26 protein-coding genes and 2 tRNA genes are annotated in these 26,664 nt (G+C 63.8%); 21 read left to right on the top strand and 7 right to left on the bottom strand.

What is annotated here, in order from left to right; genetic code table 11:
• Positions 1-38 precede the first annotated feature (38 nt).
• The 4 genes from BJI69_RS01495 to cgtA all read left to right on the top strand — a co-directional run bounded on the left by BJI69_RS01495 (position 39) and on the right by cgtA (position 2,601).
• Positions 39-575: a DUF2059 domain-containing protein gene (locus BJI69_RS01495; RefSeq protein ID WP_071924847.1), complete on the top strand. Its 537-nt coding sequence runs from the start codon at positions 39-41 to the stop codon at positions 573-575.
• 279 nt (positions 576-854) lie between these two features.
• Entirely contained in the window at positions 855-1,169 is a 315-nt protein-coding gene (rplU, locus tag BJI69_RS01490) for a 50S ribosomal protein L21 (RefSeq protein WP_071924846.1), read from the top strand.
• Between the two features lie 19 nt (positions 1,170-1,188).
• The gene (gene rpmA / locus BJI69_RS01485) at positions 1,189-1,446 is read left to right on the top strand and encodes a 50S ribosomal protein L27 (RefSeq protein ID WP_071924845.1); all 258 of its coding nucleotides are present in this window, start codon (positions 1,189-1,191) and stop codon (positions 1,444-1,446) included.
• A 90-nt stretch (positions 1,447-1,536) separates the two neighbouring features.
• Positions 1,537-2,601, top strand: a complete 1,065-nt coding sequence (cgtA, locus tag BJI69_RS01480) for an Obg family GTPase CgtA (protein WP_071924844.1) — start codon at positions 1,537-1,539, stop codon at positions 2,599-2,601.
• A 221-nt stretch (positions 2,602-2,822) separates the two neighbouring features.
• Here cgtA and rpsT read toward each other — a convergent pair whose 3' ends face one another.
• Positions 2,823-3,086: a 30S ribosomal protein S20 gene (gene rpsT, locus BJI69_RS01475; protein WP_046969368.1), complete on the bottom strand. Its 264-nt coding sequence runs from the start codon at positions 3,084-3,086 to the stop codon at positions 2,823-2,825.
• Between the two features lie 199 nt (positions 3,087-3,285).
• Here rpsT and murJ point away from each other — a divergent pair, with 199 nt between their 5' ends.
• The 6 genes from murJ to BJI69_RS01445 all read left to right on the top strand — a co-directional run bounded on the left by murJ (position 3,286) and on the right by BJI69_RS01445 (position 10,650).
• Positions 3,286-4,893 carry a murein biosynthesis integral membrane protein MurJ gene (gene murJ / locus BJI69_RS01470; RefSeq protein ID WP_046969369.1) on the top strand — a complete coding sequence of 536 codons (1,608 nt, stop codon included), beginning with the start codon at positions 3,286-3,288 and terminating at the stop codon, positions 4,891-4,893.
• 100 nt (positions 4,894-4,993) lie between these two features.
• Positions 4,994-5,959, top strand: coding sequence for a bifunctional riboflavin kinase/FAD synthetase (locus BJI69_RS01465; RefSeq protein ID WP_046969370.1), 966 nt, complete (start codon positions 4,994-4,996; stop codon positions 5,957-5,959).
• Between the two features lie 5 nt (positions 5,960-5,964).
• Entirely contained in the window at positions 5,965-8,823 is a 2,859-nt protein-coding gene (gene ileS / locus BJI69_RS01460) for an isoleucine--tRNA ligase (protein ID WP_046969371.1), read from the top strand.
• Between the two features lie 75 nt (positions 8,824-8,898).
• The gene (gene lspA, locus BJI69_RS01455) at positions 8,899-9,405 is read left to right on the top strand and encodes a signal peptidase II (protein WP_046969372.1); all 507 of its coding nucleotides are present in this window, start codon (positions 8,899-8,901) and stop codon (positions 9,403-9,405) included.
• Positions 9,406-9,591: 186 nt separating this feature from the next.
• Positions 9,592-10,533, top strand: coding sequence for a 4-hydroxy-3-methylbut-2-enyl diphosphate reductase (ispH, locus tag BJI69_RS01450; protein ID WP_046969373.1), 942 nt, complete (start codon positions 9,592-9,594; stop codon positions 10,531-10,533).
• 41 nt (positions 10,534-10,574) lie between these two features.
• Positions 10,575-10,650 (top strand) — tRNA-Thr (locus BJI69_RS01445).
• A gap of 89 nt (positions 10,651-10,739) precedes the next feature.
• On the opposite strand, the gene BJI69_RS01440 is transcribed toward BJI69_RS01445, so the two are convergent.
• On the bottom strand, positions 10,740-11,177 hold the full coding sequence (locus BJI69_RS01440; RefSeq protein ID WP_046969374.1) for a hypothetical protein: 438 nt from the start codon (positions 11,175-11,177) through the stop codon (positions 10,740-10,742).
• Between the two features lie 43 nt (positions 11,178-11,220).
• On the opposite strand from BJI69_RS01440, the gene BJI69_RS01435 reads away from it, so the two are divergent.
• The 3 genes from BJI69_RS01435 to BJI69_RS01425 all read left to right on the top strand — a co-directional run bounded on the left by BJI69_RS01435 (position 11,221) and on the right by BJI69_RS01425 (position 12,410).
• Positions 11,221-11,874, top strand: a complete 654-nt coding sequence (locus tag BJI69_RS01435) for a GNAT family N-acetyltransferase (protein WP_244465338.1) — start codon at positions 11,221-11,223, stop codon at positions 11,872-11,874.
• An 89-nt stretch (positions 11,875-11,963) separates the two neighbouring features.
• A complete protein-coding gene (locus BJI69_RS01430) occupies positions 11,964-12,182 on the top strand; it encodes a DUF2188 domain-containing protein (RefSeq protein WP_046969375.1) in 219 nt (72 codons plus the stop codon).
• A gap of 15 nt (positions 12,183-12,197) precedes the next feature.
• On the top strand, positions 12,198-12,410 hold the full coding sequence (locus BJI69_RS01425) for a hypothetical protein (protein WP_046969376.1): 213 nt from the start codon (positions 12,198-12,200) through the stop codon (positions 12,408-12,410).
• Positions 12,411-12,420: 10 nt separating this feature from the next.
• Here the strand turns inward: BJI69_RS01425 and BJI69_RS01420 are convergent, their stop codons facing one another.
• Together BJI69_RS01420 and BJI69_RS01415 are read right to left on the bottom strand one after the other, a co-directional pair.
• Entirely contained in the window at positions 12,421-12,681 is a 261-nt protein-coding gene (locus BJI69_RS01420) for a hypothetical protein (protein WP_046969377.1), read from the bottom strand.
• A gap of 120 nt (positions 12,682-12,801) precedes the next feature.
• Entirely contained in the window at positions 12,802-13,068 is a 267-nt protein-coding gene (locus BJI69_RS01415; protein WP_046978786.1) for a hypothetical protein, read from the bottom strand.
• 290 nt (positions 13,069-13,358) lie between these two features.
• On the opposite strand from BJI69_RS01415, the gene pilV reads away from it, so the two are divergent.
• From pilV to BJI69_RS01375, 8 genes are all read left to right on the top strand, one after another.
• Positions 13,359-13,898, top strand: coding sequence for a type IV pilus modification protein PilV (gene pilV / locus BJI69_RS01410; RefSeq protein ID WP_052767373.1), 540 nt, complete (start codon positions 13,359-13,361; stop codon positions 13,896-13,898).
• Entirely contained in the window at positions 13,895-15,274 is a 1,380-nt protein-coding gene (locus BJI69_RS01405) for a PilW family protein (RefSeq protein WP_046969379.1), read from the top strand. The genes pilV and BJI69_RS01405 overlap by 4 nt, the downstream gene beginning before the upstream one ends.
• A 22-nt stretch (positions 15,275-15,296) precedes the next feature.
• The gene (locus tag BJI69_RS01400) at positions 15,297-15,911 is read left to right on the top strand and encodes a pilus assembly PilX family protein (protein WP_046969380.1); all 615 of its coding nucleotides are present in this window, start codon (positions 15,297-15,299) and stop codon (positions 15,909-15,911) included.
• Between the two features lie 11 nt (positions 15,912-15,922).
• The gene (locus BJI69_RS01395; protein WP_046969381.1) at positions 15,923-19,765 is read left to right on the top strand and encodes a pilus assembly protein; all 3,843 of its coding nucleotides are present in this window, start codon (positions 15,923-15,925) and stop codon (positions 19,763-19,765) included.
• Positions 19,755-20,192: a type IV pilin protein gene (locus BJI69_RS01390; RefSeq protein ID WP_046969382.1), complete on the top strand. Its 438-nt coding sequence runs from the start codon at positions 19,755-19,757 to the stop codon at positions 20,190-20,192. Before BJI69_RS01395 ends, BJI69_RS01390 begins: the two co-directional genes overlap by 11 nt.
• A gap of 23 nt (positions 20,193-20,215) precedes the next feature.
• Positions 20,216-20,830: a GspH/FimT family pseudopilin gene (locus BJI69_RS01385; RefSeq protein ID WP_052767374.1), complete on the top strand. Its 615-nt coding sequence runs from the start codon at positions 20,216-20,218 to the stop codon at positions 20,828-20,830.
• Between the two features lie 51 nt (positions 20,831-20,881).
• Positions 20,882-20,956, top strand: a tRNA-Val gene (locus tag BJI69_RS01380).
• 566 nt (positions 20,957-21,522) lie between these two features.
• Complete coding sequence (locus BJI69_RS01375) at positions 21,523-21,855, top strand: lipid-A-disaccharide synthase N-terminal domain-containing protein (protein ID WP_046966483.1); 333 nt, start codon at positions 21,523-21,525, stop codon at positions 21,853-21,855.
• A 69-nt stretch (positions 21,856-21,924) separates the two neighbouring features.
• Here the strand turns inward: BJI69_RS01375 and metH are convergent, their stop codons facing one another.
• Genes metH through BJI69_RS01360 form a run of 3 tightly spaced genes read right to left on the bottom strand, consistent with a single transcriptional unit; the run spans position 21,925 to position 26,646 of the window.
• Entirely contained in the window at positions 21,925-24,627 is a 2,703-nt protein-coding gene (gene metH, locus BJI69_RS01370; protein ID WP_046966482.1) for a methionine synthase, read from the bottom strand.
• A complete protein-coding gene (locus tag BJI69_RS01365; protein WP_046966481.1) occupies positions 24,624-25,706 on the bottom strand; it encodes a homocysteine S-methyltransferase family protein in 1,083 nt (360 codons plus the stop codon). Before BJI69_RS01365 ends, metH begins: the two co-directional genes overlap by 4 nt.
• A 13-nt stretch (positions 25,707-25,719) precedes the next feature.
• Positions 25,720-26,646 carry an ArsR/SmtB family transcription factor gene (locus BJI69_RS01360; RefSeq protein ID WP_046966480.1) on the bottom strand — a complete coding sequence of 309 codons (927 nt, stop codon included), beginning with the start codon at positions 26,644-26,646 and terminating at the stop codon, positions 25,720-25,722.
• Positions 26,647-26,664 lie beyond the last annotated feature (18 nt).

The following is a 26,664-nucleotide window of genomic DNA, read 5'->3' as shown; positions in this document are numbered from 1 at the left end:
GAGGGGTGTGCCATCCATCCCAAAGAGGAACGTGACACATGCGTAAGTGGACAGGGATCGCCGTCGGCCTCGTGCTGGCGGGTTGTACGGGCCAGGCGCTCGCGGCGCAGCCCAGCGAACAGCAGGTGCGCCAGTTGATGGACGCCGTAGGCATGGGCCGCATGCTCAGCCAGATGAACAGCCAGATGGCGGGCGTGATGCAGAACGCGCTGCCCTGCGTGCCGGCCAGCTATTGGCAGGGCTTCGTCGACGCCAATGCGACCAACCAGCTGATCGGCCGCATGGTGCCGGTCTATCAGAAGCATTTCACCGCCGAGGATATCGACGGCCTGCTCAAGTTCTACCGCTCGCCGCTGGGCCAGAAGGTGATCACCCAGATGCCGGCGACCATGGCCGAAGGCATGCAGATCGGTAAGGCCTGGGGCCAGGAGCGTGGCCAGCAGATGATTTCCCAGCTGCAGAGCCAGGGCACCCTGAATCCACAGGGCCAGTGCCCCGCCACCGGCACCGCCGCGAAACCGGCGGGTGCCACACCCGCGCCGGCACCCGCACCCGTGCCTTCCAAAAAGAAATAACGCCAGCCCTTGTGGGAGCCGCTTCAGCGGCGATGCCGCGGCAGCGGGCCAGCCCGAGGTGGGCTGGCATCGCCGCTGAAGCGGCTCCCACAGAAAGTGTATGCTTCTAACTTATTGATTATTATGCATATATGGGGGCGGCGAGATAATCCGTAAGGTCAGCTCGGCTTTTACTTAACCATCTGATTGACCTTGCCTTTTCCCCTTGGCTATAATTCGCAGTTCGCAACACCCGTACGACCCTAAAAAGAACTACATAATCAGCAACAGGAAACAACCATGAGCTACGCAGTCATCAAGACCGGTGGCAAGCAGTATCGTGTGATGGCAGGCGAAATCCTGCGCGTCGAACTGCTCACCGCCGAAGTCGATTCCACCGTCCAGTTCGACCAGGTCCTCCTGGTAGGCGAAGGCGAGTCGGTCACCATTGGCGCCCCTCTGGTCGCCGGTGCCACCGTCAGCGCGACGGTTCGCGCCCACGGTCGCGCCGATAAGATCCGCATCGTCAAGTTCCGTCGTCGTAAGCACTACAAGCGTACGCAGGGACATCGTCAGCATTACACCGAAATCCAGATCACTGGCATCAACGCCTGATCTGCGGAGGATATGAGTCATGGCACATAAAAAAGGCGTAGGTTCCAGCCGCAACGGTCGCGATTCGAACCCGAAGTATCTCGGTGTGAAGATCTATGGCGGCCAGGCTGTTGAAGCCGGCAACATCATCGTTCGTCAGCGTGGTACCAAGTTCCATGCTGGCGTGGGCGTCGGCCTCGGCCGCGACCACACCCTGTTCGCCCTGATCGACGGCACGGTTGCCTTCAAGGTCCGTGGCGACAAGGGTCGCAAGTTTGTCGACGTCGTCACGGCGTAAGCCTGTTTCGACGCGATGACGAAGGCCCCGCCCACGGCGGGGCTTTTCGTTTGTAAAGCAGTATCACTTCTTCACCCAGGTTCCCTTCCCATGAAATTCGTCGACGAAGCACAGATCAGGGTCACGGCCGGTACCGGCGGCAACGGCTGCGTCAGCTTCCGTCGAGAAAAATTCATTCCCTTCGGTGGTCCCGATGGTGGTGACGGCGGCAATGGCGGTTCGGTCTGGCTCGTGGCCGACGAAGGCCTCAACACGCTCGTCGACTTCCGTCACATGCGCGCCTTCAAGGCAGAGCGTGGGCAGGGCGGCATGGGTAGCCAGATGTACGGCAAGGGCGGTGAGGATTCTGAAGTCCGTGTACCGGTCGGCACCATCGTGATCAACGTCGATACCGATGAGGTGATCGGTGATCTCACGGCGCACGGCCAGCGCCTCAAGGTGGCGCAGGGCGGCCGCGGTGGCCTCGGCAATATCCATTTCAAGAGCTCGGTGAACCGTGCGCCGCGTAAGTTCACGCCGGGCACGCCGGGCGAAGTCCGTGACATCAAGCTCGAGATGCGTCTGCTCGCGGATGTCGGCCTGCTGGGCTTCCCCAATGCGGGCAAGAGCACGTTCATTCGCGCCGTGTCGGCGGCGACGCCGCGCGTGGCGGATTACCCGTTCACGACCCTGCACCCGAACCTGGGTGTCGTCCGCATCGGCTACGACCAGAGCTTCGTCATCGCGGATATCCCTGGGATCATCGAGGGCGCTGCCGAGGGCGCGGGCCTGGGCATCCAGTTCCTTCGCCATGTCTCGCGCACCAGCTTGTTGCTGCACGTGGTCGATATCCAGCCGATCGACGGCTCGGATCCGGTCGAGCAGGTTCGTACCATCGAGAAAGAACTGGCCGAGTTCGACGCCGAGCTGGTCGAGCGCCCTCGCTGGCTGGTGATCAACAAGTCCGACGTCTTCTCCGACGAGGCCGAGCTCAAGCGCGTCGCTGACGATATCGTCGCCCGTCTCGAGTGGAAGGGCCCCTGGTTCCTCGTCTCCGCCGCTGGCGAGATCGGTACCTGGGACGTCTGCCTCAAGGTGCAGCAGTTCTTCGACGAAGAGCGCGAGAAGCAGCGCGAAAACAAGGAACTGGCCGACGACGTGCGTATGCGCGAATAGGTAAATGTAGGAGCCGATTCATCGGCGAATAGTAAATTACCGCGCTGCGCAGCAGCGCTCCTCCAAGGTTGCTTGCGTCGGCCTCCTTGAAGGAGGGCATCGCCGATGAATCGGCTCTTACCGAGCCAGGCCACCCTCGCCTAGCCAAGCCACCGGAATCCACGCAACAAAAAAGCCGGCTTGCGCCGGCTTTTTTGCGAACTGCGATGTCGCGCAGGCAATTACGCCAGGTCGCGGATCTTCGCGTTCAGGCGGCTCTTGTGACGGGCAGCCTTGTTCTTGTGGATGAGGCCGCGTGCAGCGTAGCGGTCCATCACCGGCACGGCGACGGCGTAAGCCGTGACTGCGCCAGCCTTATCCTTGGCGTCGATCGCCTTGACGACCTTCTTCAGTGCGGAACGCACCATGGAACGCGCGCTGACGTTGCGCAGACGGCGCTGCTCCGACTGACGCGCACGCTTCTTCGCGGACTTGATGTTGGCCAAGGTGAAGCTCCAGAGTTCTGTTGGTTTTAAGAAAGACGCCCATTTTGAGGCCAAAGACGGGTCGCGTCAATAGCTTAGAGCCCGCGTGGGCGGGTCTGGAGGGCGGGCCGGGCACCGTGCCCGGTAAATACCAGACCGCAGACTGTCCTCCGCCTGCCCGCCGCTGTCAAACTAGGGGTTTGCGATCACCCGGACACGGATGAAAACCCCCAGCCTTCTTCGCGGCGTGCTGTCCTTCAGTGGCATGACCATGGTCTCCCGTGTACTCGGCCTGGTCCGCGACATGGCGATCAATGCCTCGTTCGGCGCCAATGCGGCTACCGATGCGTTCTGGGTGGCGTTCCGAATTCCCAACTTCATGCGCCGGCTCTTTGCCGAGGGCTCCTTCTCGACGGCCTTCGTGCCGGTGTTCACCGAGGTCAAGGAAACCCGTCCGCATGACGACCTGAAGCAGCTCATGTCGCGTACGGCAGGCACGCTTGGTGGCGTGCTCCTGGTCGTAGTGGCCCTGGGCGTGATCTTTGCGCCGCAGGTGACGGCGCTGTTCTCTCCGGGCGCGGTCGAGTCGCACGATAAATTCGAACTCACCGTCAACCTGCTGCGCCTGACGTTCCCTTTCCTGCTGTTCGTCTCGCTGACGGCCCTGTGTGGCGGCGCCCTCAATAGCTTCCACAAGTTCGGCCTGCCGGCGCTGACGCCGGTGATCCTCAACCTGTGCATGATCGGTGGCGCGCTTTGGCTGGCGCCGCGGCTGCATACGCCGATCATGGCCATGGGCTGGGCGATCCTGCTCGCCGGCATCCTGCAGCTGGCCTTCCAGCTGCCGACGTTGCGCCGGCTGGACCTGCTCGCCATGCCGCGCTGGGGTTGGAGTTCGCCCGACGTGCGCCGGATCATGCGGCTGATGGTGCCGACCCTGTTCGGCTCCTCCGTGGCGCAGATCAACCTCCTGCTGGATACGGTGATCGCGTCGCTGCTGGTGGCAGGCTCGCAGAGCTGGCTGTCCCAGGCCGATCGCTTCCTCGAGCTGCCGCTGGGCGTGTTCGGCGTCGCCCTGGGCACGGTGATCCTGCCATCGCTGTCGCGTCATCACGTGGGTGCGGACAAGGAAGCATTCTCGCGAGCGCTGGACTGGGGCCTGCGCACGACCTTGCTGATCGCGGTGCCGGCGATGTTCGCCCTGATGATCCTGTCCGTCCCGCTGGTGGCGACGATCTTCCAGCACGGGCGCTTCACCGCCTTCGATACACGCATGGCCTCGTTGTCGATTTCGGCGCTGAGCTTCGGCTTGCCGGCCTTCGCCCTGGTCAAGGTGGTGCTGCCGGCGTTCTACGCCCGCAAGGACACCCGGACACCGGTGCGCGCGGGCGTTGCCTCGCTGGTCGCCAACATGGTGTTCAACGTGGCATTCCTCGCCCTGCTGTTCTTCCTGTGGGCCACGCCGGCGCAGAAGGCCGGTTCCTGGTTCGCCGCGATTTCCGTCATTCCGGGCCTGCACATGGCCCTGGGCATGGCCAGTGCGCTGGCGAGTTACCTCAACCTGGCCCTGCTGTGGCGCTGGCTGGGCAAGGCCGGCGTCTACGAGCGCCAGCCCGGCTGGGCACGCCACCTGCTTCGCCTGGGTGTGGCCTGCGCGGCGATGATCGCCGTGCTCCTGGCCGGACTGGCCCTCTGGCCGGAGTGGACCGATGTGGAGAAATGGGAGCGGGTCTGGCGCCTCGCCGCGCTGGTCATTGCCGGCGGCGGTGCCTACGTCGCGGCCTTGTTCGCGATGGGCTTCCGCCCGCGCGACCTGCGCACCCGCTGAGCCGCCGACGAGGCCCTGGCGTGTCGCATTGTGCGGCGCAATGGGGCCGCTATACTGGCCCGATGGCTTTTATTCCGCATCGCTTCCAGGACGCCCACGCATGACGCTGCGACTTCATCGCGACGTCGATGGCCCCTGCCTGGCACCCGAGGGCAGCATCGTCGCGATCGGTGCTTTCGATGGCCTGCACCTCGGCCACCAGACCATCCTCGACGAGGTGCGTCGCCGTGCCGAAGCGCGGGGCCTCGTACCTGCTGTCATTACCTTCGAGCCGCTACCGCGCGCTTTTTTCTCGAAAGAGCCGGTGCCGCGTCTGTCCGGGGTGCGTGAGAAGGCCGAAGGCATGGGTGCGGCCGGGATTCGCGAGTTGCTTTCGCTGCGTTTCGACGAGGCGCTGACCGCCATGTCCGCGGAGGACTTTGTCCGCCGCGTGATCGTCGGGCGGCTGGCCGCCCGGGAAGTCTGGGTCGGCGAGGATTTTCGCTTCGGCCACCGCCGGGGCGGCGATTTCGCACTGCTGCAGAGCATGGGCGCCGAGCTCGGTTTTACGGCCCATGCCGTGCCGCCGGTGATCGTCGACGGCGAGCGTGTGTCGTCGTCCAAAGTACGCACCTTGCTCGGCGAGAGTCGTTTCGCCGAGGCCGCCCGCTTGCTCGGGCGCCCATTCGTGATCGACGGACACGTCGAGCACGGGCAGCAGCTGGGCCGCACCCTTGGATATCCGACCGCGAATATCCATCTCAGTGAACGGGTCAGTCCCGTGCAGGGCATTTTCGCTGTACGCATCGGCGTCGGCGACGGTCCCTGCAGCTGGCCCGGTGTAGCGAGCCTCGGTTTCCGGCCGACGGTGAACGAGGTGCGTGAGCCCCTGCTCGAGGCGCACCTGTTCGATTTCTCCGGCGATCTCTACGGCCAGCGCATCGGCGTGGAGTTCGTACGGAAACTGCGTGACGAAGCGAAATTCGACGGCCTCGACGCCCTGACCGCGCAGATGCGCCAGGACGAGATCGCCGCCCGGCAAGCGCTTGGGATGAACCCCATCCTTGCCTCAGAAACCCACGGTTGACAGCGATGACCCAGGATTACAAGAACACGATCAACCTGCCGCAGACGGCCTTCCCGATGCGTGGCGACCTGCCCAAGCGCGAGCCCGGCTGGCTGGCCAACTGGGAGCGCGTGAATCGCTACGCGCAGATCCAGGAAAAGGCGGCCGATCGCGACAAGGTGTTCGTGCTGCACGACGGCCCGCCGTATGCGAATGGTGCGATTCACCTCGGGCACGCCGTGAACAAGGTGCTCAAGGACGTCGTCGTCAAGTCGAAGCTGATGGCGGGCTATCGTGCGCCGTACGTGCCCGGTTGGGACTGCCATGGCCTGCCCATCGAAATCGCGATCGAGAAGAAGTTCGGCAAGGCGGGCGACAAGCTCGACGCCGCCGCCTTCCGGCAGAAGTGCCGCGAATACGCGATGGCGCAGATCGACCTGCAGCGCGTGGACTTCAAGCGCCTCGGCGTCCTGGGCGACTGGGAAAAGCCGTATCGCACGCTCGATTTCACGTACGAAGCCGACATGATCCGCGCGCTTGCGCGCATCGTGGAGAACGGTCATGTCGTGCGTGGCGCGAAGCCGGTCTACTGGTGCTTCGACTGCGGTTCGGCATTGGCCGAGGCCGAGATCGAGTACGCCGACAAGACCTCGCCGGCCGTCGATGTCGCCTACGACGCGGTGGATCCGGTGTCCTTCGGTGCGCTGTTCGGTATCGCCGCCGGCGATGCCATGATCGCCGTGCCGATCTGGACGACCACGCCGTGGACGCTGCCGTCCAGCCAGGCCGTGTCACTCGGTGGCGAGATCGAGTACTCGCTCGTCGAAGGTCCGTCACGTGACGGCAAGCCGCTGCTGCTCGTCGTCGCCTCGGCGCTGGCGGAGAAAGCGCTTGCGCGCTACGGCGTCGACACCGTCAACGTGCTCGGTCGCGTGCAGGGCGCGGTGCTCGAGAACCAGCCGCTGCGTCATCCGTTTTACGACAAGCAGGTCCCGGTCATCCTGGGCGAGCATGTGTCCGACGAAGACGGTACCGGCGCGGTGCACACCTCGCCCGACCACGGTGCGGAAGACTTCGTGGTCAGCCAGCACTACGGCATCGGCACGCTCAACTACGTGGATGGCCGCGGCGTGTACCGCAGCGACCTGCCGCTCGCAGGCGACGTGTCCTTCGCCGGCATGCATATCTGGAAGGCGAACGACGCCATCGTCGACCTGCTTCGCGATCGCGGTGTGCTGCTGGCTTTCGCCAAACTGACGCACAGCTATCCGCACTGCTGGCGCCACAAGACGCCCGTGATCTTCCGTGCCACGCCGCAGTGGTTCATTGGCATGGAGCAGGCGGACCTGCGCCGCACCGCGCTCACCTCGATCAAGTCTGTGCGCTGGGTCCCGGGTTGGGGCGAAGAGCGTATAGCCGGCATGGTCGATGGTCGTCCCGACTGGTGCATCTCGCGCCAGCGCACGTGGGGCGTGCCGATCGCGCTGTTCGTCGACAAGAACACGCATGAGCCGCATCCGGACAGCGTCGAGCTGCTGGAGAAAGTGGCGCAGCGTGTCGCCCGCGAAGGCATCGATGTCTGGTTCTCGCTGGATGCTCGCGAGCTGCTTGGCGACGACGCCGACAAGTACGAGAAGGTCACCGACGTTCTCGACGTGTGGTTCGATTCGGGTGTCAGCCACTTCGCGGTGGTCGGTGCGCGTCCGGAGCTGCAGGCCGGTGACGCCAGCGAATACAAGGTGATGTACCTGGAAGGCTCCGATCAGCATCGCGGCTGGTTCCAGTCGTCGCTGCTCACCTCGGCAGCGATCAACGGCCGTGCACCTTACGACCATGTGCTCACCCACGGTTTCACCGTGGACGCGCAAGGCCGCAAGATGTCCAAGTCCATGGGCAACGGCATCGAGCCGCAGGACATCATGAAGACCCTCGGCGCGGACATCCTGCGCCTGTGGATCTGCTCGACCGACTACCGTAACGAAATGTCCTTGTCGGACGAGATCCTCAAGCGCGTGGCGGACACGTATCGCCGCGTGCGCAACACGGCGCGCTTCCTGCTCGGCAACCTCGACGGCTTCGATCCGGACAAGCACCTGCTGCCGACGGCGGGCTGCCTCGACCTGGATCGCTGGGCTGTGCAGCAGGCCGCCGACACGCAGACGGCGATCGTCGCCGCGTACGAGCGTTACGACTTCCCGGAAATCGTCCAGCGCGTGCAGAATTTCTGCACGAACGAACTCGGTGCGCTGTACCTCGACATCACCAAGGATCGCCTGTACACGATGCCGACCGATAGCCGCGGTCGTCGCAGTGCACAGAGTGCGATGTATCGCATTCTCGAAGCGATGGTCCGCTGGCTTGCACCGATCGTCACCTTCACCGCCGAGGAAATCTGGGCGAGCATGCCCGGGTCGCGCAGCGAGTCCGTGCTGTTCGACACCTGGTACGACGGCCTCGACGTGCGCGAAGACGGCGATGCCCGTGGTTGGTGGTCGACCCTGCTGGCTATTCGCGCATCGGCCTCGCAGGTGCTCGAAGGCATGCGCAAGGGTGGGCAGATCGGCGCCTCGCTCGACGCCACGCTGACGATTCATGCAGACACCGCCACCCAGGCGGCGCTGGCCGAATCGGCGAGCGAGCTACGGTTCTTCTTCATCACGTCCGACGTCACCCTCGCGCCGCTGGAGGGCCGTCCGGCCTCCGCCGAACGCGTGGAGCTGGAGGGTGCCGAGGTCTACGTTTCGGCCGATGTGAGCGACGCGGTGAAGTGCATCCGTTGCTGGCACCATCGCCCGGATGTCGGCGTGGATCCGGCGCATCCCGAGATCTGCGGGCGCTGCGTCGAGAACGTGACAGGGCAGGGCGAAGATCGCTGCTGGTTCTGAGGAACCGGTCCGACCCTATCCATCCGCGCCGCCACATGGCGGCGCGGCCGCTCCGCTTCGACATGGCCTGTCTGAATGACCGTACGCCCCAAACCCAACGCGCTTTCCTGGCTCTGGCTTGCTGCCGCCATGATCGGTCTCGACCAACTCACCAAGTGGTGGGCGCTGACTGCGCTGCAGCCAGCGGAGACGCCGCATCCGGTGATTCCGGGCATCCTCAACTGGACGCTCACCTTCAACACCGGCGCCGCGTTCAGCTTTCTCGCCGATAGCGCGGGCTGGCAGCGCTGGTTCTTCGTGGTGCTGGCCGTGGTGATCAGCACGACCCTGAGCGTCTGGTTGTCGCGTACGCCGCGTGCCGACTGGCGCACGGCGGCGCCCCTGGCCCTGATCGTGGGTGGCGCGCTGGGCAATGTCATCGACCGGCTGCACGCGGCCAAGGTGACGGATTTCATCCAGGTGTTCCTGGGTAGCTATCCGTTTCCGGTGTTCAACGTGGCGGACTCGGCGATCAGCGTGGGGGCGGTTTCGATGATTTTGTTCAGCCTTTTCACCGGGCATGGGAAGCCGGCTTCCCCCTGATCGTTGGGTAGCTGCTTCTTCGCTTCGTGGGCTTTTCGCCGCTGAAGCGGCTCCCACATATCTGCCGGGCCCTTGTGGGAGCCGCTTCAGCGGCGATTGGGTCTGGCGAAAGCGCCCGTCAGACAGCCATGCGATAATCCGTGAGTCCCGGCGCCCCCAGGCGCCACCGCTCATTCGAGGTCCCCCTTGGACATCCTGCTCGCCAATCCCCGCGGTTTCTGCGCCGGTGTCGATCGCGCGATCGCCATCGTGGAGCGCGCGCTCGAGTCGTACGGCGCGCCGATCTACGTGCGCCATGAAGTCGTGCACAACCGTTTCGTCGTCGAGCGCCTGCGTGCCGATGGCGCCGTGTTCGTCGAGGAACTGGACGAAGTGCCGGACGGCTCCACGGTGATCTTCAGCGCCCATGGCGTGCCCAAGGCCGTACGCGAGGAGGCCGACCGTCGTCGTCTCAATGTGTTCGATGCCACGTGCCCGCTGGTGACCAAGGTGCACATGGAAGTCGCGCGCCTTGGGCGGGCCGGCCACGACGTTGTCCTGATCGGCCATGCCGGCCATCCGGAAGTCGAAGGCACGATGGGGCAGTGGAACCCCGCCAACAGCGGCACCATCTACCTGGTCGAGTCGGTGGACGACGTGGCGTCGCTGACGCCGTCGCAGCCGGAGAAGCTGGCCTTCGTCACCCAGACCACGTTGTCGGTCGATGACACGATCGCCATCATCGGTGCGCTGCGCGCGAAGTTCGCTGCCATCGAAGGTCCGCGCAAGGACGACATCTGCTACGCCACGCAGAATCGCCAGGATGCCGTGCGGCGCCTCGCGGACGCGGTCGATCTCGTGCTGGTCGTCGGTTCGGTGAACAGTTCGAACTCGAACCGGCTCAAGGAGCTGGCGGAGAAGCAGGGCGTCACCTCGTTCCTGATCGATGGTGCGGAGCATATCGAGCGCAGCTGGCTGGACGGCATGACGCGCATCGGCGTGACCGCGGGCGCCTCGGCGCCGGAGAAGCTGGTTCAGGAGGTCATCGCGCGTCTGCAGTCGTGGGGTGCCGGTACGGTCCGCGAACTCGATGGCGAGGCCGAAAACATCACGTTTGCCCTGCCTAAAGAGCTCCGCCTTGCAGGTTAGACTTGCGCCCCGCACCAAGCTTCCCTAAAATCCCCGTTCTCGCCGAAATAGCTCAGTTGGTAGAGCGCGTCATTCGTAATGATGAGGTCGTAGGTTCGATTCCTATTTTCGGCACCACCATTCTTCCCGGACTGCCGTCGAGCGGTCCCGGAGGCACAAAAAAACCCGCCGGTGCGGGTTTTTTTGTGCCTGAGATTCGCGGTGGATCAGGCGGCGAGTCGGGCATCCTCGGCGAGGTAGCGCAGTCCGATGGACAACGCCATGTTGTAGCCCGCGCCGGCATTGCCAGGCACCACCACGCTGACCAGTGAGGGATGGCCAGGCACGAGCGCCGACGCATCCGCTTCGTCGCTGCCGTCATGAATCTCGATATAGGGCACGCGCAGGTGGGCGAGGGCGTCGCGCAGCGGGGCGATGTCTTCCGGTGGCACGTCATTGGCGTCGACATCGAGCAACACGAGTTCCGCGTGGTCACCCGTGGAGCGGTCGAGGTAGCCGGTCAGTTCGACGAAATCCTGGCAAGGCCGCCACAGCAGGTCGATGCCGGCGGCTTGTGCACGTTCCCACAGTCGCCACATCGCGTCATCCGCCAGGTTGGCGTGTACCGCGTCGTGACGCGGGCCGGTGATCACGACGATCGACATCGTTCGCTGCTCCAACAGGTCGGGAGTGCAGTATCGAATCACCATGCGTAAAAACGCTGCGCCGTCCGGGCGCTTTTCGGGTAACGCCTGCGTAAAGAAATGCTACCGTCCGCTGAAAACCCGTGAGGAACCCATCGTGGACGGTACCCAGGACATCGCCATCGTCACCGCGCGGCTGCGGCTGGATCGCCTGGTCGCGGCCGACGCACCAGCTCTTTTTGCTTACCGCGGCGATGACGCCGTCGCCCGCTACCAGGGCTGGAAGCCTGCCGATATCGCGGCGGCCGGGGCCTTCATCGCGGACCAGGCGCGACTCGCCTTCGGCACAGCGGACAGCTGGTGCCAGCTGGCTATTCGCGACAAGGCTACCGGGGAGCTGCTTGGCGACGTTGGCGTGCATTTTCCCGCCAGCACCGACGAGCCGATCGAATTCGGGCTCTCCCTGCGGCCGGAGCGGCAGGGCCAGGGTTTCGCCCGTGAGGTCATGGCGGCCCTGCTCGACCTGGCCTTCGGCGAATGGGCGTACCGCCGGGCCGTGGGCTCGGTGGACCCGCGCAACGTGTCCAGCATGGCCCTGCTGCGGTCGCTGGGTTTTCGGCAAGAAGCCCATCACGTGGAAAGTTATTTCTTTCGTGGTGAGTGGGTGGACGACGTGATCTTCGCGATGCTCGCACGGGAGTGGCGGCGTCACCCCTGAGTACGACGCTCCCAGGTGCCCCCCGGCATACACACGCGATCTTCATGTTAGGGGTGAGACATAGGGCGGAGCCCTCCGCGGACATCACCATGAGCGAGCGGTACGTGCGCATCTACGTCGTCCAGCCGCCCGAGACCGGGGCGGAATGGGCGGTGCGCGTCGACTCCGACAAGCCGCTGCGTTTCCGTCACGAGAAAGACGCCTTGAGCTATGCACTGCGCCAGGCGCGGGCACGTAGCGGCGAGGGCGTATCGGTCGAACTACGGGTGGAAGACGACCATGGCCACTGGCGGTCCATGGCGCTTTGACCTGCGGGAACGCATATGCACACACCTGTACGGCACCCCCCGGTCGAGCACTACCGGGGCTATGACATCCTTTGCAGCGCCAGCGGATATACGCTGCTACGCAACGATGTGGAGGTCCTCACCGTGGGCGAGATCGACGCGGAAGGCCATCTCGAGGACTGCGAGCATCTCGCCAACCTGCTGAAGCACGCGAGAGACAGCGTGGACAAGCTCCTCGAGCGACGATGAGGGCCGACGATCAGGCGGCTGCGAGACGAGCGAGCGCGGCAGCACTGGGCGGAGCCAGATGACCGAGGGCGGCGGCGGGGAGGAAGCGCCAGTCGCTCAGGCGACGGGGCAGCCGCGAACCGGCATAAGTTTCACGCAGGCTGGCCACGGCACCTTCCGGGGAATCGAAACGGCCCACTTCGCTGTCGCCGCACAAGGCGCGCCAGCGGTGGCCGTGATTGACGATGCGGAAAAGACCGTCGGTCGAGGTAAAGACATATTGCGCGAGCACGGAACACTCCTTCGTGGCCCGTGCATTGTCGCCGTGCGGTCGTGACCGCTTTGTTATCCCGAGGCTACGGTGTGGTGTCGGCCGTAGTCGCGTCGTCAGGCAGGCCGGTGTGGCTCACGCCTACGGCGTGGTCCTCATGACACCGTTCATGAGGGCCTCGATTTCCGGGCAGCTGCTCTGGCCAAGTTCGATGAGATCGTCATTGTTATCGCGCAGCTTCTGGATCTCGTCGCGGCCGGTCTGTTGGCCCGCTATATAAGATGCGTTTCCCGTGCCGCCGGGTACGAGTAGATTCACCTGTTTGCGAAAAGCGTCGATCCTGAAGCCCGGCATGCCACAGACGAACTGGCCGATGACGTCGGCATGGCCGGCTTCGCCCAGGGTCATGTTTGGAAGGTTCGCGGCGGAAGCCGAAGCGACGGGAGCGAGCAAGCAGGCTGCAATCAAAAGTGCGCGAACGGAATGCATGGAGTTCCCCTTGGAGAAGCTGGCGGCGGCTGAAGCATGAGACCGCGCCGGGCGCCGCGCAAGCCCGGCCCGAAGGGAAATGTGCGCCCGTCCACAGACCGCCCCGCTCGTCGGATTTCGCCTACCGCTCGTCGTCGGACGCTTGATTGACGCACCCGGGTTGCTAGCCTGAAGGTAGGGAACAGTAAGGGGAAGCCTTCGTGGCACACATGCAATTCCGTCGCGCCGTGCGCGGCGTGTCGCTGATCGAGGTCCTGATGGCGGTGCTGATCTTCAGCATCGGCCTCATCGGGCTGGCCGGACTGCTCATCGTTTCGACCCGATCCAACCAGGCGGCCTTTGTCCGCACCCAGGCAACCTTCCTGGCCAACAGCATGGCCGACCGGATGCGGGCCAATCCCTATGGTCTGTGGGAGGGCGATTACACGGCGACCTTCCCAGTCACGGGTACGATGCCTCAGTGCGACACCACGAATGCCTGCGTCCCCAAGGATGTCGCTCTTCGCGACAAGATCCTCTGGGGAACCCAGCTTCAAACCTTCCTGCCTGGCCTGGGCAAGACGACCATCGCCTGCACCCCGGCGACCGGCACCACCTACAACCCCACCGGGCAGATCGGCTTGCGGCCGCCTTATGGCGGCACCTGCACCATGATCATTACCTGGGGCGAACGGGGTACCAGCGGTGGCACCGATGACAACACGGACACCGCCAACCTTCAGTCCTTCACCTGGGTGTTCGAGCCATGATCACGCGTTCCCTTTTTCGCCGGGCTGCGCGCGGCGTCACCCTCGTCGAGTTGATGATTGCCATGCTGCTGGGCATTCTCGTCGCGGGCGGCATCATCACGATTTTCCTGTCGACCTCGAACAGCAATCGCGTGCAGACACAGCTGGCCCGCATGCAGGAAGACGGTCGCTTCGCCATTGGCCGTCTCAACGATGACCTGGCCATGGCCGGCGGCACGTACTGCAACAATACCGGTGGCATCGCGACGACCTCTGCTTCAAACGTCGCCCTCGATGGCCTGCGTACGCCAAAGATCTTCGCCAAGAACTTCCTCGATCTTCCGGCGCTGTATGAAAACACCACGAAGTGGGCCACCACCTCGGGTAAGAACACGTATCCCGCCGCCCCGACCGCTCCGTATGCCATGCCGTCCTTCATGTACATGCGTGGATACAACTGCACCGGCACGTCCGACTGCACGCCGATTCCGGTGGCCTTCCTGGGTGGTTCGCTGGACACAGCCGGCACCGCGGTTGGCAATCGTGTGATCGGCACCGACGTACTGACGGTTCGTTACCTGAACTCGTCGCGTGGTTGGCGCCTCGGCGGAACCAGTGTCGCCGTAGGCGACACCACGGGCGGTACGCTGAAGGAGATCGACCTCACTCCAGCCGCTGGTGAGCCGCCGGTGTCGGACTTCAAGGGTACGATGGCGCTCGTGGCCGACTGCTCGACCTCCCAGGTCTTTGCGGTGACGGTCAGCGGCAACACGATTACGCCGGATCCGGGCAATAACTTCTCCCCCCCGCTCAACCTGCAACCGCAGTCCGCACCGCGTGTCTACGACTTCGTTCACGACATGCAGAACGTGACGTACTACGTGCAGGTGGTGACCGACGACGGCACGCCGGCGGGCGTGAAGACCGGAGCGCTGATGCGTCGCGTTAATGGCGACACCGTCTCCGTTCCGGATCAGGAGCTGATACGCGGTGTGGAGCGGCTGACTTTCCGCTACGGTGTGGAAGATACCTCCGGCGGCGTGCGGTTTCTCACCGCCGACCAGGTGGATTCGCGCAATGACGGTGCCATCACCTGCCCGCCGACGGTCTCCAATACCAACCTCACGACGACCGATCCGGGCTGCCTGTGGCGCGCGGTGAAGAGCATCGAGGTTTCGCTTCTGCTTTCGAGCCAGGCGACGATGGCAAACCTCACCACGCCCGAGACGGCCTTCCTCTATACGCCCGACACCGCCACCGGCACACCCTCGCCGGTCTATCCGACCGAAGCCAGTACGGCCAAGCTCGCGATCCAGCCCTCGGCCCAGGGTTTCCCCGATCAGCGCCTGCGCCGCCAGCTCACCTCGCTGGTGATGTTGCGCAACTACAACCCCTGATGCCATGCGTAACGGAGACACCATGAAACATTCCCACTTCCGACCGCTGCAGCATGGCCCCCAGGGCCAGCGCGGCGTCGTACTCGTCGTGGCGCTGATCTTCCTGCTCTTGATCACCATTCTTGCGATGTCGGCTTCCGGAACGTCGTTGATGCAGCTGCGCCTGGTCGGTGGCCTGCGTAGTTCGCAAATGGCGGATTTCGGTGCGGAGTCCGCTGCCCGCGGTGCCGAATGGCGCCTATGGACGGCGAGTATCAACACGCCGCTGGCATGCACATCGACCGGTCCCAACTGCTACATCTACGATGCGGCCACGCCGAACACCGTGGTCGATACGTTCCGTAATTCGCCAGGCTGGGTTCCAACCGGCGGCACGACTTATTCGGCCGGTACGATGACCACGGCAAGTGCCGACAAGACCTTCCAGCTGACGCAGGATCCGGTCTACATGATCGAAGATCTTGGCGTGGAAGTGCCTCCGGGGCTGGGCTCCCAGCATGAGTCCGGACAGACCGCGGCCGGCACGGGTAACACCAGTGTCGACAGCCACGTTTACCGCATCACCGCGCGCTCGACCGGCGCGAACGACAATACCGTTCGCGTGCTCGAGACGACGTTCGCGGCCAAGGCCAACTGAGAGATTCCGTCATGAGCGCTTCCCATCGACTGCTAACGCTCGCCGCCGCCATGGTCCTCACGGGGATCGGCGGATTCTCGGGCCAGGCCGCCGCCGCGGCGACCAACCTCGGCTCGACACCGCCTGACCTGACCACGTCGGTTGCGCCGAACATCGCCGTGACCTTCGATGACTCTGGCTCCATGCAGAGTGATTTCATGGGCGACAATGTGCCCTTCATCACGTCCCCGTTGAAGGCCTGGGATCAGAGTCAGCCCTGGTTTTGCGCAGGCGTCATCGATCCGCGCGTCACGGACACGAAGAACAATGCGTCAAAAACGATGAACGGCGTTTACTACAACCCGAACATCAAATATGCGACCGCTGTGAACGCAAACGGCACGCCGTTTGCGAATGCGGATGCGACATTGCAGGCGGTCTGGTTGAACGGCATCGACGTCAATCGGCCAGACAATGCGGTTAAAACTCTGGATGCGGTACTGCCGCTCGGGAACCGTAACAGCTTAGGGAACTATCTGGACTCGCGAGTCAGCAACATCGTTGCTACTTATACGTACAAGGCAGATGGGAAGACGGTTAAATCCGACGACCGCTGGGTCTGCGGCACGAATGCGTCGAATCCGTTCAACGGCAGCCTGAAGGATCCGGACACGGGCGCGAAGCCGGTAGGTGGTCCTTACTACTGGCGCCTGAAGACGGGTGTGAACATCACCAACTCCGACGGGTCGATGAACACCAGTACCCTATACCTCGCCACTAATTGGGAGGCCGTGTCGGTTCCAAAGTCGCAGTATCAGAATTTTGCCAACTGGTTCGCTTACTACCGCACGCGTAACATGATGACGCGTACTGCGTTGTCACAAGCGTTCTCGAAGATCGGCAACTCGGTTCGTATCGCCTGGCAGAACATGGCGAATGCAACCAGCACAAGCAAGACGCCCACTAACTACGACGTACAGTTCAACGGCGCCGCTGCCCTGCAGGATATTGGTGACCTCAATTCCGCGGTCCGCGCCAGCTTCTACAAGTGGATGCTCCAGGTCGTAGGTGGCAACAGTACGCCATCGCGTGGCGCCACCATCCGTGCAGGCGAGGTCTTCCGTCAGCCGCTGGTGCCGAAATCAGCTGATGCGACGGTCAAGGCGTTCGATCCCTACTGGAACGGACTGACGACGTCCGATTCCGCCGATCTCGTCTGTCGCAAGAACTTCCATATGCTGGTAACAGACGGCTACTGGAATGACACCGTAGGCAGTAAGGTTGTCGACCCCACCTTGCCCAAGACGGGCGCTAATAAAGCGGTGGGGATGGACGGCATCAATTCGCAGACGGCGCAGACGCTGCCGGATAATCGGAGCTATTCGCCGACCGATAGCTTCTCGAAAATCTATGGCAATGTCGCTGGGACAATTTACGCCTCGTCCATGGCCAACATTGCCTGGTACTACTGGTCCACCGACCTCCAGCCCGACCTGGCCAACGGCGTGAAGCCTTACTGGAAGGATCTGACGGCGTCCACCCCGGTCGAGCCGACCGATCCGGGTGCGAACAACACGGTGTATTGGAACCCGGTGAACGATCCCGCGACGTGGCAGCACGTGTCGCAGTTCTTCGTCACCCTCGGCGTGGCCGGTACGCTGCAATACCCGGACGACTATCCAGCACTCCTGGCGGGAACGAAGGCGTGGCCACGGCCGGTGAACAACGCGCCCGAAGGCGTGGATGACACCTGGCATGCAGCGATCAATAGCCGCGGTGGATTCTTCAATGCGTCCGATCCGTCCAGCCTGGTTACCAGTCTGGTGAATATCATCAACTCGGTGATTTCTGCCTCCTCGAGTGCGGTATCCCCCGCGTTGAGCGATGGCGTGCTTGGCCCGAATGCGATGACGTATGTGCCCAACTTCTCCTCTGCCGACTGGACGGGCACGCTGACGGCGTACCCGCTGACGGCGACGGGTGCCCGCGGTACGGCTGATTGGGAAGCCGCTGGGTTTCTTGCAAAGCGAACCGACCGCGTGATCGTTACCAGTGCTGGCCCTGGGGAAGGCAACGGTGTGGAATTCCTCTACACCAACCTGACCACGAGCCAGGCGAAGATCATGGATTCCAAGGATGGCAGCCTTACGACCTACGTGAGCGACAGCAAGGGTGTCAACCGTGTGAACTGGGTCCGGGGCAGCACGACGGATGAGGGTAGCCTCCTGCGCACGCGTGGCAAGCTGCTTGGTGCCGTGGTCAACGCTCAGCCGGTGTATGTGGCGTATCCGTCCAGCGGCTACCGCGACTTCTTCCCGCCGAACCCGGCCACGCCGAATACGCAGTCGCCGGAAACCGCGGCATACAACGGGAGTACTCCTGACCCGACCAAGAGCTACTCGGCGTTCGTTGCAGCAAACCTCAATCGTATGCCGACCCTCTATGTAGCGGCGAACGACGGTATGTTGCATGCGTTCGATGCCCAGCCCTCGGCAAAGTCCACCACGGCCGGTCGGGAGCTCTGGGCGTACGTTCCGGATGCGGTGTATCGCAAGCTCTGGTTCTTCTCGCAGAAGGACGGCTTCCTCTACCGCCCGACGGTTGACTCCACGCCGGTCATCCGCGATGTCTATTTCAGCCAGAACGCCAAGTCGGCCGTTGGCTGGCACACCATCCTGGTCGGCGGTCTTCGTTACGGCGGTCGTGGCATCTATGCGCTCGACGTCACCAAATCGGGTGTGACCGACGCGCCCGGAGCATCGAAGAAAGTTCTCTGGGAATTCAATTCGGACTCGACGAACGGCGCCAACCTTGGCTACACCTTCGGGCAGCCGAACATTGGCCGTCTCTCGAATGGCAAGTGGGTCGTTCTGGTGCCTGCTGGCTACTTCCCGACGGACAGTACGGATCCCGCGTATGGAGCGCCTGCGGCTGCGAATACGGTCAGCTCGCTGTTCATCCTGGATGCGCAGACTGGCGCGTTGATCAAGGAACTCAAGACACCGGCCAGCTATGGCAATCAGACCATCACGAGCTATGGCCTTTCCTCGCCGGTGCTTGGCGACTATGACAACGATCAGATCGACGATGTCGCCTTCGCTGGCGATCTCGTCGGCAACCTCTGGCGCTTCAATCTGAATGACCTGACTACGGTCGACCTGGTCTACAAGCCTGATGCCGGTACCGAGGGGACGCAACCGATCACGGTGATGCCGCGTCTGTTCCCGGATCCGAACTCGCAGAACTTCATGGTCGTGTTCGGCACGGGCAAGTTCCTTGGCGACGACGATCGGACGTCGACCGGTGCCGCGACTCAGTCGGTTTACGGCATCCGTGACCTCGGGAAGACCGTCAAGACCGGCCTGCCGTGGACGAAGGACAAGCTCGTCCAGCAGATCATGGATCAGACCTCGACGGGCGTACGTGGTCTCACGACCAACCCGGCACCGACGGACGCCAAGCCGGGTGGTTGGTACTTCGACCTCATACTCAATGGGGTCAATGGCGGAGAGAAGGTCGTGGTAACGCCGACGGCACTTTTCAACACCAATCGCGCGATCATCACGACGCTGATTCCCACCTCGCCCGATCCGTGCAACCCAGGTCGCGCGGGCGCCATCATGGTGGTCGATTCGTCGACGGGTGGAGCAGGTGCCGGCGTCAGCGGCGGCTCCTACGGCGCTGACTCGCCCTTCACGGTGGCGGGCTCGCGCGTCGACAATCCGCCAGCCACAGGTGGCTTGCCGGCGGCAACGGGGCTGGGTGGCGGTAACGTGATCGTGCCGGGCGTAACGGTGACCGGCAGCAGTGCGGCATTCTCGGTGGGTTCGCCGATCTGGCGCCGCCGTTCCTGGAGAATTCTCAATGATCAGTAACATCCGCCGGACACGCGGCTTTACTCTGCTCGAGCTGATGATCGTGGTGCTGGTGATGGGCGTGCTCGCCATGATCGCGGTCACCTCGTACGGTCGCTATGCCTACCGTGCGCGTCGCGCCGATGGCCAGGAACTGCTGATGCGCGTAGCTAATGCGCAGGAGCGTTACTACGCTACGTTCAACAAGTACGGGGACGATCCGGTCACCGGCGACCTGAAGCTCGGCAGTGCGACCTCGGAGAAGGGCTACTACACCGTCAAGATCACGAAGACGGACATCACCAAGGACTACACCGCCACGGCGGTGAGAGTGGCTGGCAATTCCCAGGCCAAGGACGTCTGTGGCGATCTGAGTATCAATTCGCAGGGTGTGAAGCTGCCGGCAGCCACCGACACCGCAGCGAACAGCAACGGGCGCTGCTGGTGATGGTCCGTACGGGGGGAAGGATGATGGGTAAGCGCACGCACATGGCGGGCCTGTCGATGGTCGAGTTGATGGTGACGGTCCTCGTCCTCGCCGTCCTCATGGCTATTGCCGTCCCGAACTTTCGTGGGGTGATGAACCGGAGCAATGTGGTTGCGGCGGTCAACGCGCTCAGCACGGACCTGCAATACGCACGCGGAGCGGCATCGAGCGAGCATCGCTTCGTGTCGATCTGTCGCAGCACGTCCGGGACGCAATGCGATCTCCCGACCGGCTCCGCCCACGACTACGACGCCGGTTGGATCGTGTACTCGTACGACGTGAGCTCGGCCGGTGCCGACCAGGCGTATAAGGCCGGCAGTTCCAACATGACGATCCTGCGGTATAACCCGCAGCTCAAGGGCGTGTCGCTTCGCGCGACGGACGTCAACGTCTTCACGTTCAACCAGACGGGGCAGTTCGTCGCTTCGGCGGGGCGGACCGGGCTGAATTTCGTCGCATGCTCGCGTGCGAACGTGAGCGACTCGACCGACCAGCTGGGCACCAACGAGCCGGGCAAGCAGGGGTCGCTCCTGGTGCTTCGCCAGTCCGGCTCGCTGACGGTCACGCCGTTGCCGTTGACCTCGTCGTGCCTGCTTTGATCGACGGGCATTGACGGCAGAGGGCTTCCACCTTAGAATGCCGCGCTCGATGGGCGGTTAGCTCAGCGGTAGAGCACTGCCTTCACACGGCAGGTGTCACAAGTTCGATCCTTGTACCGCCCACCAATAAAAACTTAAAACCCGGCTCTAGGCCGGGTTTTCTGTGTCTGGCGGGGAGCGTGCGTGTAGCAGCGAACCTTCGCACGGCAGGTGTCACAAGTTCGATCCTTGTACCGCCCACCAATAAAAACTTAAAACCCGGCTCTAGGCCGGGTTTTCTGTGTCTGGCGGGGAGCGTGCGTGTAGCAGCGAACCTTCACACGGCAGGTGTCACAAGTTCGATCCTTGTACCGCCCACCAATAAAAACTTAAAACCCGGCTCTAGGCCGGGTTTTCTGTGTCTGGCGGGGAGCGTGCGTGTAGCAGCGAACCTTCACACGGCAGGTGTCACAAGTTCGATCCTTGTACCGCCCACCAATAAAAACTTAAAACCCGGCTCTAGGCCGGGTTTTCTGTGTCTGGCGGGGAGCGTGCGTGTAGCAGCGAACCTTCACACGGCAGGTGTCACAAGTTCGATCCTTGTACCGCCCACCAATAAAACTTAAAACCCGGCTCTAGGCCGGGTTTTCGTTTTTAAGGCTCAGGCAAGGTCGCGTCGGTACAATGCGCCGGCTGACCCACTGGATACCGCCATGCACGAAGCCCTCGCTAATCTCCACCTGCTGGTCCTGACGCCGTGGAAGATCATCGGCCTGCTCGGCACCCTGCTGTTCACGGCGCGCTGGTTCGTCCAGTTCTACGCCACGAAGAAGAACAAGAAGGTCACGGTGCCGATGTCCTTCTGGTACCTGTCGGTCAGCGGCAGCGTGCTCACGCTGGCGTACTTCATCTGGGGCAAGAACGACTCGGTCGGCATCATCCAGACGGCCTTCCCGATGATCGTGTCGTTCTACAACGTCTTTGCACACCTGAAGCACAGGAACCAGAAGGAAGAGATCAGGCCCGGCGGCCCAGAAGAGACTTGATAGGGCCGGGTCGCTATCCGGTCGGGCCGGGATCACGCCGGGTGGCGACCGGTCCCGGCCCGGCCGTCGTCAATCCGGGTCGTAATCCAGGTAAGGCGCCAGCCAGCGCTCGGCTTCGGTGCGATCCCAGCCCTTGCGCCTGGCATAGTCCTCGACCTGCTCGCGGCCAAGCCGGCCGACCACGAAATACTGGCTGTCCGGGTGAGAGAAGTACCAGCCCGAGACGGCCGCCGTGGGGTACATGGCGAAGCCTTCGGTGAGCTGGACGGTCGTGTGTGACGTCGCATCCAGCAGCTCGAACAGCGTGCCTTTCTCGGTGTGCTCGGGGCAGGCCGGGTAGCCGGGGGCCGGCCGGATGCCGCGGTAGCCCTCCGCGATCAGGGTGTCGTTGTCCAGGGCCTCGTCAGGCTGGTAGCCCCAGAACTCCTTGCGCACGCGTTCGTGCAGCCGCTCGGCGAAGGCTTCCGCGAGGCGGTCAGCGAGGGCCTTCAGCAGGATCGACGAATAGTCGTCGTGGCCGGCCTCGAAGCGGGCCACGTGCTCGTCGATGCCGATGCCGGCGGTGACGGCGAAGCCACCGATCCAGTCCTGTACGCCGCTGTCCTTCGGGGCGACGAAGTCGGCCAGGCAGAAGTCCGGGCGTTCGACGGGCTTGTCCACCTGCTGGCGCAGATGCCGCAGCGTCGCCACGGGCTTGCGCTTCGCCGTGCCGGTCTCGGCATACACCTCGATATCGTCGCCGCTCTGCGCGGCCGGCCAGAAGCCGATCACGCCCTTGGCGGTGAGCCATTTCTCAGCGATGAGGGTGTCGAGCATGGCCTGGGCGTCGTTGTAGAGCTCGGTCGCCTGGGTGCCGACGACCTCGTCGGTGAGGATGGCCGGGAACTTGCCCGCCAGCTCCCAGGCATTGAAGAACGGTGACCAGTCGATGTAGGTACGCAGCTCGGCCAGGTCGTAGTCGTCGAACACGGTGATCCCGGGTTTTGCCGGGGTCGGTGGGACATAGGCCTGCCAGTCGCCGGCATAGCGCTGCGCACGAGCCTTGGCCAGCGGCACGAGTTGCTTGCCGGTGCCGCGACCCTTGTGGCGCTCGCGCACCTCGGCGTAGTCGGCGCGGACCTTGATCATGAACTCGTCGACAAGGTCTTTGCTGACCAGCGACTGCGCGACGCCAACGGCGCGCGAGGCGTCCTTGACCCAAACGGTGGGTGACTTGTAGTGCGGCTCGATGCGCAGCGCCGTATGCGCGCGCGATGTCGTCGCACCGCCGATCATCAGCGGGACCTGGAAGTTCTGGCGCTGCATCTCGCGGGCGACCTGGCTCATCTCCTCCAGCGAGGGAGTGATCAGCCCGGACAGACCGATGATGTCGGCACCGACTTCACGGGCGGTGTCGAGGATCTTCTGCGCCGGCACCATGACACCGAGGTCGAACACCTCGAAGTTGTTGCACTGGAGCACCACGCCGACGATGTTCTTGCCGATATCGTGGACGTCACCCTTGACGGTGGCCAACACGATCTTGCCGTTGTTCTTCGCGCTGTCGCCGGAGATCCGCTTCTCCTCCTCGATGAAGGGAATCAGATGGGCGACCGCCTTCTTCATCACGCGGGCGGATTTCACCACCTGCGGCAGGAACATCTTGCCGGCACCGAAGAGGTCGCCGACGATGTTCATACCGGACATCAACGGACCTTCGATGACGTCGAGGGGGCGCTTTGAAATCAGCCGCAGCTCTTCGGTGTCTTCGACCACGAACTGGTCGATGCCGTGCACGAGTGCGTGGCTCAGTCGATCGATCACCGGCTTCTCGCGCCAGGCGGCGGTTTCGACGGCGACTTCGGCCTTGCCACCCTTGTATTTGTCGGCGATCTCGAGGAGACGCTCCGTGCCGTCGGCGCGGCGATTGAGCACGACGTCCTCGACGCGCTCGCGCAGTTCTTCGGGGAGGTCGTCGTAGATCGACAGGCCGCCGGCATTGACGATGCCCATGTCCATGCCCGCCGCGATCGCGTGGTAGAGGAACACGGAATGGATCGCCTCGCGCACGGGATTGTTGCCGCGGAACGAGAACGACACGTTGGATACGCCACCGGAGATGTGCGACGACGGGAAACGCTTTTTCAGTTCGCGCGTGGCTTCGATGAAGTCGACGGCGTAGTTGTTGTGCTCTTCGATACCCGTGGCAATCGCGAAGATGTTCGGGTCGAAGATGATGTCTTCCGGCGGGAAGTTCACCTCGTTGACCAGCAGCTCGTAGGCGCGCGAGCAGATCTCGATCTTGCGCTCCTTCGTATCCGCCTGCCCGACTTCGTCAAAGGCCATCACGACCACGGCAGCGCCGTACTGGCGTACCTTGCGCGCGTGTTCGAGAAAGAGCGCCTCGCCTTCCTTCATCGAGATGGAATTGACGATGCCCTTGCCCTGCATGCAGCGCAGGCCGGCCTCGATCACGCTCCACTTGGAGGAGTCGACCATGATCGGCACGCGCGCGATATCGGGCTCGGAGGAGATCAGATTGACGAAGCGCGTCATCGCCGCTTCGGAATCGATCAGGCCCTCGTCCATGTTGATGTCGATGATCTGCGCGCCGTTTTCCACCTGCTGGCGTGCGACATCCACCGCTTCTTCGTAGCGGCCTTCCTTGATCAGTTTGCGAAACTGCGCCGAACCGGTGACGTTGGTGCGCTCGCCGACGTTGATGAAATTCAGGTCGGGCGTGAGGATCAGCGGCTCGAGGCCGGAGAGGCGGGTATGTCGGAGAGTGGTCATGCGGCTTGCGTGGCATCCAGGCGTGCGCGCGGCGGGTAGGGCGCCACGGCGGCGGCAATCGCCGCGATATGAGCGGGCGTGGTGCCACAACAACCACCGACGATGTTGAGCAGGCCGTCGGCAGCGAAGCTTGCGATCGTCGCGGCCATGGCCTCGGGCGTTTCGTCGTACTCGCCGAAGGCGTTCGGCAGGCCTGCGTTCGGATGCGTACTGACCGCGCTGCCGGCGATACGCGAGAGCATCTGCACATGAGGACGCAGGTCCTCCGCGCCGAGCGCGCAGTTGAGGCCCACCGATAGCGGTCGGATGTGCTCGACCGAATAGAAGAACGCTTCGGCGGTCTGGCCGGACAGCGTGCGGCCCGAGCGATCGGTGATGGTGCCGGAGATCATCACCGGCACGCGGGCGCCGAGCTCGTCGAACAGTTCCGTGAGCGCAAACAGGGCGGCCTTGGCGTTCAGGGTGTCGAAGATGGTCTCGACCATGATCGTGTCGGCACCACCTTCGATCAGCGCACGCGCCGACTCGATGTAGTTGGCCGTAAGCGCTTCGAAGCTGATGTTGCGGAAACCCGGGTCGTTCACGTCCGGCGAGATCGACGCCGTACGGCTGGTCGGGCCGAGCACACCGATGACGAAGCGTGGCCGGTCGGGTGTACGCGCCGTCATCGCATCGCAGGCCTCGCGGGCGATGCGCGCGCCCTCGCGGTTGAGCTCGGGCACCAGGTGCTCCAGGTGGTAGTCGGCCTGGCTCACGCGCGTCGCGTTGAAGGTATTGGTCTCGACGAAATCCGCGCCCGCCTCGAGATAGGCCATGTGCACGCCGCGGATGATCTCCGGCTGGGTCAGCAGGAGCAGGTCGTTATTGCCCTTGAGGTCGCACTCTCCCGGATGATCGTGATGGTGCTCGTGAAGGCTGTCGAGGCCGCCGGAGAAGCGGTCGCCGCGGTAGCCGGATTCATCCAGCTGGTGGCCTTGCAGCATGGTGCCCATGCCGCCGTCGAGGATCATGATCCGCTCGGACAGCGCCTTCTCGATGAGAGCGACGCGGTCGGGGTGTAGCCAGGGTAGGGTGCTCATCGGCGGTCTCCGGTCAGGGCTTGCGTGCGAGCAGGCTGATCACTTCGAAATGCGGTGCGCGGCGCTCGCGGCTGAGGCGTTCGCAGCTGACGACGTCGAGGCCGGCGGCCGTCGCCATCGCGACCAGGCTGTCGCAGGTAAAGCCGAGATTGCGGTGGTCGAAGGGCTCGATCACGGCGCGATGCTCGTGTTCGCCCAGGGTCGAGACGAGAAGCCGGCCGCCGGGCTTCAGCACGCGTGCCACCTCGGTAAATACCGTTTCCGGCCGCTCGGCATAGGTGAGGGCGTGGAGCAGCAGGACAAGGTCGAATCGGTTGGCTTCCAGGTCCAGGTCGTGCATGTCGCCGGTGCGCACGTCGACATTCGTGAAGCTGGCCAGGCGCTGGCGCGCGGCATCCACGACACGCTCGGAACTGTCGACGCAGACGATGGAATGCGCATGCGGGGCGAGCAGTTCCGCGGTCACCCCGTCGCCGGAGGCGATGTCCAGGACATCGCCGGTCGAGAGCAACTGGAGCAGGGAGCGGGCGAGGGTTTCCCAGGTGCGGCCCGGTGAGTAGTGGCGCTCCATGTCGCCGGCGACGGTATCGGCCCAGCCCTCCGTGCGCGCTCGCTGCGCGAGTACGGCGGGCAGGCGCTCGGCGTCTTCCCGCAGCAGGGCGTCGCTCAGGGTGTCGCGGAGGGAGGCCACCAGGGCAGCCAGCGTGGGGTCGGCGTCCGCATTGGCCCGATAATAGGCGGACACACCGGCACGTCGATCGCGCACCAGCTCGGCTTCCTTGAGCTTGGCCAGATGGGTGGATACGCGCGGCTGGGCCAGGTGCAGCACGGAGGCCAGTTCGGCCACGGTCAACTCCTCGCGGTCCAGCAGGGCGAGCAGGCGAACGCGCGTCGGGTCGGCCAGCAGGCGAAGCACGGTGGAGGCCGTCGACAAATCCATGCCGAATCCTTTTATCGC

It is taken from the genome of Luteibacter rhizovicinus DSM 16549, from assembly GCF_001887595.1.
Taxonomy (GTDB): Bacteria; Pseudomonadota; Gammaproteobacteria; order Xanthomonadales; family Rhodanobacteraceae; genus Luteibacter; species Luteibacter rhizovicinus.
Note: the sequence above shows the minus strand (reverse complement) of the source record. Positions and strands in the feature narration are given on the sequence as shown.